Origin of the sequence: Phocaeicola sp. RTP21359st1_B8_RTP21360_211022 (genome assembly GCF_040911965.1) — a bacterium.
GTDB lineage: Bacteria > Bacteroidota > Bacteroidia > Bacteroidales > Bacteroidaceae > Phocaeicola > Phocaeicola vulgatus.
The window spans coordinates 1-13,361 of sequence record NZ_JBDFXP010000026.1 but is presented as its reverse complement, the minus strand read 5'-3'; the positions used below and the strand labels follow the sequence as shown (position 1 = coordinate 13,361).

Sequence of the window (13,361 nt, the reverse complement as noted above, 5' to 3'; positions counted from 1 at the left end):
ACAGATATTCATTTAAATTCCTCCCACATCTGTGTCACTATGTTCAGATGATCTATTTCTTCTTTTAGAAAAGAACTATATTGGGCAGAATTCATTTCTATTTCTTCGGGAGTTACAAATTTTCCTCCGGTAAAATGTATCTGTTCTTCATCGTTTAAAGGAAGAATATATAGCATGATGGTTTTTTTAACTCCATTGGTTTCTTTTACCAAATGTTTCAAACTGAAGCGTGGTTCCGGTTGTCCGGTAATATGGTTGCTATATTTATTTTCTACTTCTTTGGCATATTTATCCGTATCTGTCTTGCAGGCATAAATGTAGTCTTCCATAGGTATGTCCAACTTGCCGGGTTCTTCACCTTGATAACTGCGGGGAGCAACATAGATCTTTCCATTGCAAATAGGGGCGATACGTAAAAAAGGCATTTTTTTATAGGTTAAACTGATTGTTTTCACAAATGCATGATTGACAATAATGCAAATGACATATATCAAAGGAGGGATGATGTGGGTCATAGCGTAAAGGGTATTATAAGATAGTGGACTGAAAAATAAATAAATTATGCAGGAAGCAAACAGGTGAATGCCGGATAAAACAGCTATAACCTGTGTGGCCCAACAGTTCAGAATAGATATCTTATAATGAAAGTAGGAGAATAGTTTTGTATAAAAATTGGGGACCATGAGATAGAGTAGTGAAAAACAGAGTATCAGTATTTCTAGCGTAATGGGAACTGTTCGGTCCGGAATAAGCATATCTCCGCTTATGCCTTTTATGATGGATGCAATGATTAATGCCAAAGTTCCATGTAGTAATACTAGATTTGGCTGATAAACAGGAGGTTTGACAAGTCTGTATAGGATATAAATAATGCTAGCCAAACTACAGACATACAAAACAACTGCATCTTGAAAGAAAATGCAGAAAATCATGCATACAATGGCTGGTATTAACCCTGTGGACATGATTAAATTCTTGTATTCCAGTAACGATTTCATTCTCTCTATCTCTATTTATATCTTTATAACAAAAAAGATATAAAGTTGGTTTACTCGTTACCCTTTAAATTTTATATGTTTTTCTGCATGATAGGAGGAACGTACCAAAGGTGCGCTTTCCACTTCTCGGAATCCTTTCTTTAATCCAATTGTTCTATACTGTTTAAATTGATCGGGAGTAATATATTCCGCTACCGGATAATGGCGGTGGGTAGGTTGTAGATATTGGCCAATAGTAAGTATCTTGCAGCCTTGTGCCAATAAATCGTCCATGACTTCTTCTACTTCTTCCGGGCGTTCTCCCAAACCTACCATAATACCGGATTTAGCTGTAATACCATTATTGGCTATTTGTTTGATGACCTTTAAACTGGTTGCATAGTTGGCTGCGCTTCGTACCAGGGGACTGATGCGGCGTACAGTTTCCATATTGTGTGAGATGATGTCTGGTTTGGCGTCAATGACTAGCTGAATCAGTTTGCTATTTCCTTGAAAATCAGGGATTAAAACTTCGGTTGTGGTTTCCGGATTCAAGCGCTTGATTTCTGAAATCGTTTTAGCCCAATGGGCAGCACCCAAATCATCTAGATCATCACGGTCTACAGAGGTAATAACGGCATGAGATAATTTCATGAGTTGAATGGACTCTGCTACATGGGTAGGTTCTTCAGGGTCTAACGGAAGAGGCCGTCCGGTCTGTGTGTTGCAAAATTTGCAGGAACGGGTACAAATTTCGCCACCTATCATAAAAGTGGCAGTACCTTTTCCCCAGCATTCTCCCATATTGGGACATCGTCCGCTACTGCAAATAGTATGTAGTTTGTGGGAATCTACAATATGTTTGGTTTCGGTATATCGAGCATTTGCCCCTATGTTTATCTTAAGCCAGTCTGGTTTTTTAACGTGATTCATGATGATATTAGATTTATAATTCACCACAGATTATACCAATGCAAATTGTTTTCATTCGGTTTTTATGTAAAATTGTATAATCTGTGGTGAATGGTTTTTTATTTTAAATTATCAATAAAGAAATTGGCTACGCGAGTCAGTAAATGTTTAGTTGTGTTGCCTCCACTGATTCCATGGTTGCGGTTGGTATAGATTTGCATGTCAAATTGCTTGTCGGCCTGTACCAATGCTTCACTGTATTCTGCGTTGTTACGTAAGTGTACATTATCATCTGCTGTGCCGTGGATCAGCAACAATTCACCGTTCAGTTTGTTGGCACGGTTAATAGCAGATGCAGCATTGTAACCTTCCATGTTTTCTTTGGGGGTACGCATGAAGCGCTCTGTATATACCGAATCGTAGAAACGCCAGTCTGTAGGAGCTGCAACAGCTACTCCAGCTTTGAATATCGGTGTTCCTTCACTCATGGACATTAATGTATTGTAACCTCCATAGCTCCATCCCCATATACCGATACGGTTACCATCTACATAGGGTAGTGTACTTAAGTATTTGGCGGCTTCTACTTGATCTTTCGATTCTTTTACTCCTAAACTCAAGTAGGTGCATTTTTCAAAATCAGACCCTCGGCCACCGGTTCCGCGTCCGTCTACACAAGCCATGATGAAGCCTTGACCGGCCATATAAGCTTCGAACATGCCGCCATCTCTACGGGCTCCAATTCCCCATTTGTCTGCAACTTCTTGTGAACCCGGTCCACTATATTGGTGCATGATAACAGGATATTTTTTGTTCGGATTGAAATTTGCGGGTTTCATTATCCAACCATTCAATTCCACACCGTCATTGGTCTTGAAACTAAATAGTTCTTTACTTGGCATATTCAGACGTGAAACTTGGTGTTTCAATGTGTTATTATCTACTAAAGTTGCCAATTCTTTACCATTATTGTCATTAAGGGTAATGACAGGAGGGGTGTTGATATTAGAGAAAGTATTGATGTAATACTTCATATTGTTACTGAAAATAGCTTCATGAGTTCCTTCCTGTTTGGATAGTTTGGTCTTTTTACCTTTGCCGTCCACTTTGTAGATAGCGGTGCGTAGCGGACTACCTTCATTGCTTTCAAAATAGAATGTGTTGGTAGCTTCATCCCATCCCAGGAAATCTTTCACTTCGAAGTTCCCTTTTGTGATTTGCTTAACCAGGTTTCCTCCGCTAGTGTAAAGATAGAGATGGTTATAACCGTCTTTTTCACTCATCACCACAAAGTTTTTTGGATAGAAAACGATGTTGGAGTAGGCTTCTTCTTTAATGTATTGGGGAGCTTCATCACGTACCATCAGTTTACACAATGTACTTCGTGGATTGGCAAAATAGAGGTCGAAACGGTTTTGATGACGGTTCAAAGTCATGATTGCCAACGCATTCTCATCATCCGTAAACTTGATGCGAGGGATATAACCGTCTGCATCTAGAGGCAAGTTCATCTTGCGGGTTACCTTACTTTTTATATCAAAAGTATGAACGGTTACTTTGGAATTGTTAATTCCTGGCATAGGGTATTTGTATTCATATTCTCCCGGATAAGTGCTGAATTTCTCTAATGCGGGAACCATACCTTTGTATAGTGGAAAAGAATACATAGGTACTTGACTCTCATCAAAACGGATATAGGCAAGCATCTGGCTGTCTGCACTGAAGTCGAAAGCACGGTTGAAGCCGAATTCCTCTTCATATACCCAGTCGGGAATACCATTTAGCACTTCGTTGAATTTGCCGTCTTTGGTTACTTGTGATTCACTGTTGCCAAACAATAATTTTACCAGATAGATATTATTATCACGTACAAAAGCTATCTGATTGCCATCCGGCGAGAATAAAGGAACCTGTTGTGGACCGTTTTCTGAGAGCGGTTCCATTTTATTGTTTTTTACGTTGAAAATATAGTAATTGGCGGTAAACGAACGACGATAAATAGGTTTGGTTTCAGTCTGTATTAGAATCAGTTTTTCATCGGGTGACATGATATAGTCATCAAATGACTTGATGCTACAGTCACGGGCCGTATTTACATCGAAGATGGTACCTGTTTCTTTGCCGGTCTTGAAAGAATACTGTATGATTTTTTTGCCATCGGCACTCATTTGGGTATAATGTTCTCCATCCAACATCGGTTTGATACCTCTGATTCCTTCGGCACGATACGTTCTGTTTGCTACGTCTTGCAAGCTTACTTGTTGGGCTCCGACTGTCAGCAAGCAGAAGAATAAAATAATAAATATACTTAATTTTCTCATAATAGATAAATTCTTTAAATGATAATCAAAGACAAAGGTAAAACTTTTGTTTGAAAATACGTATCTTTGTCCCGCAAAATAAGTTCATGAACAGAGAGATGCTTTATAACGACTTATCCGGCTTTTTAGCTATGCACTTTCCTTGTAAAGTGCAGAAGATTTCTATTAATGCCGGATTTACTTGTCCTAACCGTGACGGCTCGGTAGGATACGGAGGTTGCACTTATTGTAATAATCAAACATTTAATCCGGCCTATTGCCATACGGGAAAGTCTGTTGCTCAGCAGTTGGAAGAAGGAAAGCGGTTCTTTGTACGCAAATATCCGGAAATGAAATATCTGGCCTATTTTCAGGCTTATACCAATACGTATGGGGAACTGGAAGAGTTGAAAAGAAAATACGAAGAGGCGCTGATGGTAGAGGATGTGGTAGGACTGGTGATAGGAACTCGTCCGGACTGTATGCCGATATCATTATTGGATTATTTGGAAGATCTTGGTAAACGCACTTTTGTATTAGTGGAGTATGGCATTGAAAGTACGGATGATGAAACGTTGCGCCGGATAAACCGGGGACATACTTTCGCCGTTTCTGCGGAGGCTGTTCGGAAGACTGCAGAGAGAGGGATTTTAGTAGGAGGGCATATAATTCTTGGTTTGCCCGGAGAAGAAAGAGAAATGTTAATCAGACAGGCAGGAGTACTTTCACAATTACCTCTGACTACTTTAAAGCTGCATCAGTTACAACTTATTAAAGGTACGCGCATGGCGAGTGAATATGTGAAAGAGCCTGAAGCTTTCCATCTTTATACAGCTGATGAATATGTTGATTTGGTTATTGATTATATAGAACATCTTCGTCCGGACATCGTACTGGAGCGTTTTGTTTCCCAATCACCTAAAGAATTGTTGATAGCTCCTGATTGGGGATTGAAAAATTATGAATTTACGGATAAGGTGAAAAAACGGATGAGAGAAAAAGATGCCTGGCAAGGCAAATACTATAAATATTAAAAGAAGAAAACAGATATGGAAATCAAAGGAAAAGTACATTATGTGGGAGTGAATGACCGTAACAAGGCTTTGTTTGAGAACTTGTGGCCGTTACCTTATGGTGTGTCTTATAACTCTTATTTGATTGACGACGAGATGGTCGCTTTGGTGGATACAGTAGACGTATGCTATTTTGAGGTTTATTTGAAGAAAATTCGTAGCATTATCGGTGATAAACCTATCAATTATTTGATTATAAATCATATGGAACCAGACCATTCCGGTTCTATCAGTTTGATCAAGCAATATTATCCTAACATTGTGATTGTCGGTAACAAGAAGACTTTCGAAATGATTGAAGGGTATTATGGTGTAGGCGGTGAGCGTTATGTAGTGGGTGAAGGAGATTTTCTAGCTTTGGGACATCATAGACTGCGCTTTTCATTGATTCCGATGGTTCACTGGCCCGAAACGATGGTTACTTTTGATGAAACGGAAGGTATTTTGTTTTCCGGTGACGCTTTCGGTTGTTTTGGTGCATTGAATGGTGGTGTGGTTGATACAAATATTAATACAGATATTTATTGGAATGAAATGGTGCGCTATTATTCTAATATTGTAGGCAAATATGGTGCGCCGGTACAGAAGGCCTTACAGAAATTGCAAAACTTGAAAATAACGACTGTTTGTTCTACTCATGGTCCGGTATGGACAGAGGAAATTCCTCGTGTGGTACGTATTTATGACCGTTTGAGTCGTTATGAGGCCGAAGAAGGGGTTGTAATAGCTTATGGCTCGATGTATGGTAATACAGAGGAGGTGGCAGAAGCTATTGCAGAAGAACTGAGCAAGCAGGGAATTCGTAATATCGTGATGCATAATGTTTCTCATACCAGTCATTCTTTTATTATTGCGGATGTATTCAAATATAAAGGACTGATTGTGGGATGCCCCACTTATAATACTCAGATGTATCCGGAAATGGAAGCTCTGCTGAGCAAGCTGGCTTCTCGCGAGATAAAGGGACGTTATCTGGGATATTTTGGCTCATTTACATGGGCTAGCGCTGCTGTGAAGAAAATTGCAGAGTTTAATGATAAGTTGAAATTTGAGCCTGTCGGAAATCCTGTAGAAATGAAACATAGCATGAAGGCCGAAACTAACACTCAGGCAAAGGAGTTGGCTAAGGCTATGGCTGATCGTTTGAAAGCGGATAGAAAATAAATCTTGTGATAGCATACAAATGACGCAAATGACACATGATTGATAAGATCAAGCTTGTGACAATTGCGTCATTCGTGTTCTAAAGATTTCTGACGTTAGGCTTGATGTACAGTAAGCTGTGGGAATGGGAAGTTAATTCCTTCTTTATTAAAAATAGTATAGACAGTCTGATTCATACTGAAAAATACGTTCCAGTAATCCGAACTATTCACCCATACGCGGATTTTTATATTTACACTGCTGGCGGCAAGTTCTCCTAATTCAATAAAAGGGGCAGGACTGGTGAGAATACGTTTATCATTGGCAATGATTTCGCGCAATACTTTTTCTACTTTATTATAGTCTTCTCCGTAGTCCACGCCAAAATTCCATTCTATACGGCGGGTGTCCAGTTTGCTGTAATTTGTAATGACCCCACTACTCATGGCTCCATTAGGTACATATATCATCTTGTTGTCTGCAGTGATAAGAATAGTATGAAAAATCTGTATTTCTTTTACTGTTCCCGAGGCACCGGTAGAAGCTTCGATAAAGTCCCCCACTTTATAAGGCCTGAACAATAAGATAATCAGTCCACCGGCAAAATTTTGTAAGTTACCAGACAGTGCCATACCGATGGCAACACCGGCAGAAGCGAGAAGTGCGGCGAATCCTGTCAGCTCGATACCTAATTTCCCTATCACAGCAAGAATCAGCATGATGAGCAGTAAGATATTCACCATACTCTTTAGGAATGACTGGATACTCGGGTCCACTTTTCTTTTTTCCAAAATACGTGCAAAAAGTCTATTCAGCCAATTTACGAGGAACTTTCCGATTATAAAAATAATAAGTGCTCCTAATACTCTTTCTCCTAATTGAATGCCGGAGTCGATAAGTTTCTCTAATGCATTGGTTAATTGAATACTTGTTTCAGATGCTAATAACATGATAAATTTACTTTAATTTGACATTTCTAATATATAAAACAATTCAGATTAAAAATCGTTCAGAATACCTTTACCTTGACGTACAATTTCTGCTTCTCCGTTTGTACAGTTCACAATGGTAGAAGGTTCTATGCTTCCGATACCTCCATCAATAATTAGTTCTACCTCTTTGCCGAATTTTTCTTCTATCAGTTCTGGAGTGGTAATATATTCTATGTCTTCGCCGTCTTTCAGAGGCAACGTGGTGGTCATGATTGGTGCTTTTAGTATATGGCATATTTCCCTGATGATGTTGTTGTCTGGTACGCGTATACCTACTTCTTTACGGTTCTTGAATATTTTGGGCAGACGGTTTCCCGTATTCAGGATAAAAGTGAACGGTCCGGGAAGATTGCGTTTCATTAGCTTGAATGTGCTGTTGTCTACTTTGGCATATTCGCTGATATTGCTTAAGTCGTAACAGATAATGGATAAATTGTTTTTACGTGGATCAATGTTTTTCAGTTTGCAGATACGTTCTATTGCACGTTCTTTCAGACCATGACATCCTATGGCATACATCGTATCGGTAGGGTAAATAATTAACCCTCCCTCTTCCAATATCCGGATTACTTCTTCCAGATCTTTGGGATTATTATTCTTATTATAAAGTCTTAAAAGCATGTTATTTTAATTTTTAGATTTTTTTTCACGCAAGCGTTCCGCAATAGCCCATTGTAGGGCGGCTTCCTCTTCTTTTCCGATTCTCATCAATGCGTCTCCGAAATATTCATGGGCCTTCGGATGTTCCGGCTTTAAAGAAACAGCCCGGTCAAAATCTCCCAAAGCTCCTTCTATATTATCTAATGCCAGTCTGTTTTTTCCTCGATTGTAAATAGCTTTGAATAAAGCGGGACTAAGGCGTACCGCTTCATTCAGACAAACTTCGGCTTCGTAGTATTCCTTGTCATTATGTAATGTGATACCTTTACGTATCCAAGCGTCCGTATAAGAAGGATTCAATTCAATCGCTTTGTCATAATTGGCAATAGCAGCACGTGAATCATGTGCCTGGATGATACATTCATTTCCCATTAAATAATATTCGCGGGCATATTTTTCAAGATTTTTGCGTTGTACATGGAATTGGTCTTTTAGCCGTTTGTTTTCGACTTTCAAATTGTTGATGATTCCCAGCTTCTTACGTATAAATCTTTTGATCAAAGGCTTTTCGATATCATAACGTGAATGGATGGCAAGAAAGAATTGTTCTAGAAATCTTTCAAAATCACCTTTGTCGAAGTGTTGTACCGCTTCTACATATTGTACATCAGCTTGTGCCTGCTTCAATGCTTTTTCAATGGACTGGCGGTTATTGAATCGTTGCGAGAACTTTACTATTTCCGGGCGGACAAAGATATCTCCACGTGTAATTTGCTTTTTTAGTTGGATGCCGTCTAGTGAAGTACAGCGGCTCAATGCTACGTAGGCTTGTCCACCGGCAAACACCCCTCCTGTAAAATCAATAACGACCCTGCTGAAAGTCAATCCTTGGCTTTTGTGTATCGTGATGGCCCATGCCAAACGGATAGGATATTGTATAAATACTCCTAATTCTTCTTCTTCTATTTTTTTTTCTAGTTCATTATATTTATATCGTATATTGCGCCAACTGTCTTTTTTAACGTCAAATTCCTGTCCGTCTTCTGTGATAACATATAATGTATCCCCTTCGTCTATACCTGAAATGGTGCCAATCGTACCGTTCACCCAACGGTGGTCGTAATCGTTTTTTATAAAAATAATTTGTGCTCCTGGTTTTACTTCCAGTTCCATTTGGGTGGGAAGGCTGCTTTCTGGAAATTCTCCGTGTATCTCACCGGTCAGAATCGTTGATTCTCCAGGTAGTTCAGATAATTTCTTTTCATTGATAAAGTCTACGGTGTCTCTCCGGGTAGCAAGTGTGATATACATATCACTTTCATTTTCTTCTATGTGAGTGTTGTAACGGGTGTTCAGTAGTTGCAAGTCGGCTGCTCCGGCAGTATTGGTCCGGATATGATCCAATACGTTAACAAAAATTTTGTCCGACTGGCGGTATACTTTTGTCAGTTCTATGGATACCAGCTCCATTTCCTGAAAGACCCGTGCCGAAAAGAAATAAGGGGTGGGATAGAAGCGGTTGATTATCTCACGTTCGTCATTTTTAATGACTGGTTCAAGTTGAAAAACATCTCCTACCAGCAATATTTGCTTGCCTCCGAATGGTTCACGCATATTTTGTGAATATACCCGCAATATTTTGTCTATAAAGTCAATAATGTCTGCCCGAACCATGGAAATTTCATCGATGATCACTAATTCTACTTCTTTTATCAGTTTTCGATGAGCGGAAGTATATTTTAGAAAGCTATGTAACTTTCCATCTTTCAAACTGAATTTAGGATCATCCGGTAAAAGTGGATAGAATGGTAATTTGAAAAAACTATGCAGTGTGCTTCCGCCGGCATTGATAGCTGCAATACCTGTGGGAGCCAGTACTATATGTTTCTTTTTGGTTACTTCGCAAACATATTTTAGAAAAGTAGATTTACCTGTACCCGCCTTTCCAGTGAGGAATACTGACTGACGTGTATATTGGATAAGGTTCAAGGCATCTTGAAACTCTTTATTATGGGTGTCTACTTGCATTTTGTCCATACGTTTGAAAATGAATGGACAAAGATAGTGGAAATCCCGTAAAAGGGCATAAAAAAGACGGTTAAATAACCGTCCTTTTTTATAGTCCTACAGGGGGTTGCCCTGTATTGGTTCTAATTTACTTTGTTTCGTTCAACATAACGTAACCCCAAATCATAGGATCAGCGTTAGCAATTTTGTGAAAAATGTTTTTTACCTTTTTCATAATGTTATCCTTTCTTTTTTTAATTAATACCTAAAAACACTCATAAATAGCAGGCGCACCTCCCGGTTGGCCTTCTTTAAACAATCTTTCTTTTTACCTTAGTAGCTACTAAAAAAATATCTTTTTATGTTTTACAACACAAAGATAAGGAGTTTGTTCGTTATAATATATGTTTTACAGCATATTTTTAATCGATATCTCAATTTTATTGATTTAGGTCAAAAAAAGTAGGAGTTTCTTATTGCATTTTGGTGAATATTTTGTTTGCTTCTGTCGTATAACATATAAATCAGTTTGTTTATCTCAAGAAGTATTGTTTGATTTGTGATATCATAATAATATCAAAAATAAATCATTATGGAAACAAAAGAAATGTCTTACAATGAGCTGGTAATTAATGGGTTTATGGCTTTGTTTTTTAACTTGGTTATGTTGCCTGCACTAGTATTCCTGAACTTTTTGATTTTTGGGCAACTACCTTGGTTATCTATTCCTGTTTTGTTTATGCTGGTATTGTTGTTTGTGCTGATGCTTCCGGGATATTTTTCTCAAGAACCTAATGAGGCACGTGTGATGGTGTTTTTCGGTGAATATAAAGGCACTTTTAAAAACACAGGCTTCTTTTGGGTAAACCCTTTCATGAACAAGAAGAAGTTGTCTCTTCGCGCCCGTAATCTGGATGTGGAGCCGATAAAGGTGAATGATAAGATTGGCAATCCTATTCTGATAGGGCTGGTTTTGGTCTGGAAATTGAAAGATACTTATAAGGCGATGTTTGAGATTGACGCGCAGACGATGGCGGACAGTAAAGGGACAGGGACGGCAAGTGTCAGCGTGGCAGGGCGTATGAATGCCTTTGAGGATTTTGTACGTGTGCAGAGTGATGCGGCCCTCCGCCAGGTGGCCGGACAGTATGCTTACGATGACAATGAGCATGATACGAATGAGCTGACCTTGCGTGGCGGAGGTGAGGAGATTAATGACCAGCTGGAACGTCAGCTTAATGAGCGTCTGGCTATGGCAGGTATGGAAATAGTAGAGGCCAGAATCAATTATTTGGCTTATGCTCCGGAGATTGCAGCGGTGATGCTTCGTCGTCAGCAGGCAAGTGCTATTATTACCGCGCGCGAAAAAATAGTGGAGGGGGCTGTTTCTATGGTTAAAATGGCTTTGGATAAATTAGCCGAGGATGGAATTGTAGAACTGGATGAAGAAAAAAAAGCCGCTATGGTCAGTAATTTGTTGGTGGTACTTTGTGCGGACGAGCCGGCACAGCCGGTAATTAATTCCGGAACGTTGAATCATTAGTGTAGGAGATGGCAAAGAAAGAAACGATAAAAAGCTTTGTGCTCAGAGTGGACGCGGAAATCATGGAAGCTATCGAGAAATGGGCGGCGGATGAATTCCGTTCCACGAATGGACAGCTTCAATGGATTATAGCGGAAGCTTTGCGCAAGAGTGGCAGAATGAAGAAAAAGAAGACAATAATCAAAAAGGAAGAAACAGAATGATACAGTTTATCTAATGGAAACAAAGTGTTTCCTACTGTTTGTAAAAGTAGAAAAATGATTAATAATCAAATAGTTATGGACTTTTATCTTGGCTGGCGGTAGGTAAATCGAGTATTATGGAGCATATTTTTCTGCGAATTCCGTTACTTACCCGTTGTTTTGCAAATGCGGATAGTCAGAAAATGGTAAATGATTTTTCTTTCAATGTATTGCGTTACTTTTCATAACTTCAAAAGGCTCGATGTTCATTAATTTTGTAGCTAAAAGAAGCGAGTAATAACAATAGAAGTTGTCAACAAAATCTCGGTAGACATCTGTGAAATTATTCTCTTCCAAAAGATAAGGACACTTTTAAAAAAGATCAAGAGCTTTTCAAAAAAGAACAAGAGCTTTTTTGAAAAGATAACGGGCTTTTTTAAAAGTGTCTTGGCCTTTTTACCACTACCGGGGATACTATTATATTTCGTGGAGATATGCACACTGTTTGCGAGCAAAAAAACGAGAACACCCTATTTTACATCAAGTTGGAATAGTCTAAAAAAGAAGTTTATATAACTGAAAGTAAGCATGTTATACAGAAATCAGCTTCAAAACGTAGTGAGGGCATAGGGTATAAGTGAGGGCAATAATTTTTACTATAACTACATAAGTTGCTTATAATGAGTTTGTTGTGTACGAAGTGAGGTCATGAGGGCATAAATGCTCCCAACTTTTTTTGAATGATGCGTCAAGAAGACTTTCGGAAATTGTTCGAAGAAGAAAATGATACTTTAAGAGCGCCCCCCTTCCTATGATTTTGCAGGTGAGCCGATGTTTACCCAATATTCATTTTAGTCTGTCGCGCGCGATAATATAATATGGTGTATACTTTTTGATATTGTAAAATGGATTATCGAAATAAACATTACGTATAATCTGTAAATCAGATGTTTATAAATATAATCACAAAAAAAATAGAAAAAACAGTAGATATATTTGGATAAAGAAATGAAATCAACTACTTTTGCATCCGCTTAGCAAGAGAGGTAAGTTTAAAACTGACAAGATGATTTGAAGAACATAGATGAAACAAAAAAGTTTTAAAAAAGTTCGATAATTTTTTGGTAGTTTGAAATAAACGCTTTATCTTTGCAAAACATTTCCGGGAAAAACGGAAATAAACATAAATGAGAGTTCTTTGAAAGATTTAAGATAAACAAACAAGTAGTACAAGCCGGTGCACCGTATGTAATATATATATGGTGTACGGAAAAAACAAGAACCGTCAATATTGATATTGATAGATTTGGAATCCTTGAGCAGATTATCAACTGAATAGTTGGAAAAAGATATTATTACAATGAAGAGTTTGATCCTGGCTCAGGATGAACGCTAGCTACAGGCTTAACACATGCAAGTCGAGGGGCAGCATGGTCTTAGCTTGCTAAGGCCGATGGCGACCGGCGCACGGGTGAGTAACACGTATCCAACCTGCCGTCTACTCTTGGACAGCCTTCTGAAAGGAAGATTAATACAAGATGGCATCATGAGTCCGCATGTTCACATGATTAAAGGTATTCCGGTAGACGATGGGGATGCGTTCCATTAGATAGTAGGCGGGGTAACGGCCCA

10 protein-coding genes and 1 rRNA gene are annotated in these 13,361 nt (G+C 38.8%); 5 read left to right on the top strand and 6 right to left on the bottom strand.

From position 1 onward, the window contains the following. Positions 1–8: 8 nt before the first annotated feature. The 3 genes from AB5062_RS13870 to AB5062_RS13860 form a co-directional block, all read right to left on the bottom strand. Positions 9–998 carry a hypothetical protein gene (locus AB5062_RS13870; RefSeq protein WP_008667743.1) on the bottom strand — a complete coding sequence of 330 codons (990 nt, stop codon included), beginning with the start codon at positions 996–998 and terminating at the stop codon, positions 9–11. 57 nt (positions 999–1,055) lie between these two features. Continuing rightward, positions 1,056–1,910: a lipoyl synthase gene (gene lipA, locus AB5062_RS13865; protein WP_022508124.1), complete on the bottom strand. Its 855-nt coding sequence runs from the start codon at positions 1,908–1,910 to the stop codon at positions 1,056–1,058. Between the two features lie 98 nt (positions 1,911–2,008). Then, positions 2,009–4,210: a S9 family peptidase gene (locus tag AB5062_RS13860; RefSeq protein ID WP_032952290.1), complete on the bottom strand. Its 2,202-nt coding sequence runs from the start codon at positions 4,208–4,210 to the stop codon at positions 2,009–2,011. Between the two features lie 86 nt (positions 4,211–4,296). On the opposite strand from AB5062_RS13860, the gene AB5062_RS13855 reads away from it, so the two are divergent. Continuing rightward, positions 4,297–5,223, top strand: coding sequence for a TIGR01212 family radical SAM protein (locus tag AB5062_RS13855; RefSeq protein ID WP_008667739.1), 927 nt, complete (start codon positions 4,297–4,299; stop codon positions 5,221–5,223). A 15-nt stretch (positions 5,224–5,238) separates the two neighbouring features. Beyond that, the gene (locus tag AB5062_RS13850) at positions 5,239–6,426 is read left to right on the top strand and encodes an FprA family A-type flavoprotein (protein ID WP_005845911.1); all 1,188 of its coding nucleotides are present in this window, start codon (positions 5,239–5,241) and stop codon (positions 6,424–6,426) included. A gap of 95 nt (positions 6,427–6,521) precedes the next feature. Here the strand turns inward: AB5062_RS13850 and AB5062_RS13845 are convergent, their stop codons facing one another. From AB5062_RS13845 to AB5062_RS13835, 3 genes are read right to left on the bottom strand one after another with little or no spacing between them, the layout of a single operon-like run. Beyond that, the gene (locus AB5062_RS13845; RefSeq protein ID WP_011965404.1) at positions 6,522–7,355 is read right to left on the bottom strand and encodes a mechanosensitive ion channel family protein; all 834 of its coding nucleotides are present in this window, start codon (positions 7,353–7,355) and stop codon (positions 6,522–6,524) included. A gap of 48 nt (positions 7,356–7,403) precedes the next feature. Then, a complete protein-coding gene (locus AB5062_RS13840; protein ID WP_005848917.1) occupies positions 7,404–8,018 on the bottom strand; it encodes an L-threonylcarbamoyladenylate synthase in 615 nt (204 codons plus the stop codon). Between the two features lie 6 nt (positions 8,019–8,024). Further along, the gene (locus AB5062_RS13835) at positions 8,025–10,025 is read right to left on the bottom strand and encodes an AAA family ATPase (RefSeq protein WP_032946303.1); all 2,001 of its coding nucleotides are present in this window, start codon (positions 10,023–10,025) and stop codon (positions 8,025–8,027) included. Positions 10,026–10,596: 571 nt separating this feature from the next. Here AB5062_RS13835 and AB5062_RS13830 point away from each other — a divergent pair. The 3 genes from AB5062_RS13830 to AB5062_RS13820 all read left to right on the top strand — a co-directional run. Next, positions 10,597–11,547 carry an SPFH domain-containing protein gene (locus AB5062_RS13830; RefSeq protein ID WP_005845921.1) on the top strand — a complete coding sequence of 317 codons (951 nt, stop codon included), beginning with the start codon at positions 10,597–10,599 and terminating at the stop codon, positions 11,545–11,547. 8 nt (positions 11,548–11,555) lie between these two features. After that, on the top strand, positions 11,556–11,750 hold the full coding sequence (locus tag AB5062_RS13825; RefSeq protein WP_011965406.1) for an Arc family DNA-binding protein: 195 nt from the start codon (positions 11,556–11,558) through the stop codon (positions 11,748–11,750). A gap of 1,336 nt (positions 11,751–13,086) precedes the next feature. Continuing rightward, positions 13,087–13,361: ribosomal RNA gene (locus AB5062_RS13820) — 16S ribosomal RNA — on the top strand; the annotation flags it as partial.

Bases quoted from the DNA above. Each gene is read 5' to 3' on its own strand.
- AB5062_RS13835 (WP_032946303.1), bottom strand. From the start codon at position 10,025: ATGCAAGTAGACACCCATAATAAAGAGTTTCAAGATGCCTTGAACCTT.
- AB5062_RS13850 (WP_005845911.1), top strand. From the start codon at position 5,239: ATGGAAATCAAAGGAAAAGTACATTATGTGGGAGTGAATGACCGTAAC.
- AB5062_RS13840 (WP_005848917.1), bottom strand. From the start codon at position 8,018: ATGCTTTTAAGACTTTATAATAAGAATAATAATCCCAAAGATCTGGAA.
- lipA (WP_022508124.1), bottom strand. From the start codon at position 1,910: ATGAATCACGTTAAAAAACCAGACTGGCTTAAGATAAACATAGGGGCA.
- AB5062_RS13845 (WP_011965404.1), bottom strand. From the start codon at position 7,355: ATGTTATTAGCATCTGAAACAAGTATTCAATTAACCAATGCATTAGAG.
- AB5062_RS13825 (WP_011965406.1), top strand. From the start codon at position 11,556: ATGGCAAAGAAAGAAACGATAAAAAGCTTTGTGCTCAGAGTGGACGCG.
- AB5062_RS13830 (WP_005845921.1), top strand. From the start codon at position 10,597: ATGGAAACAAAAGAAATGTCTTACAATGAGCTGGTAATTAATGGGTTT.
- AB5062_RS13870 (WP_008667743.1), bottom strand. From the start codon at position 998: ATGAAATCGTTACTGGAATACAAGAATTTAATCATGTCCACAGGGTTA.
- AB5062_RS13860 (WP_032952290.1), bottom strand. From the start codon at position 4,210: ATGAGAAAATTAAGTATATTTATTATTTTATTCTTCTGCTTGCTGACA.
- AB5062_RS13855 (WP_008667739.1), top strand. From the start codon at position 4,297: ATGAACAGAGAGATGCTTTATAACGACTTATCCGGCTTTTTAGCTATG.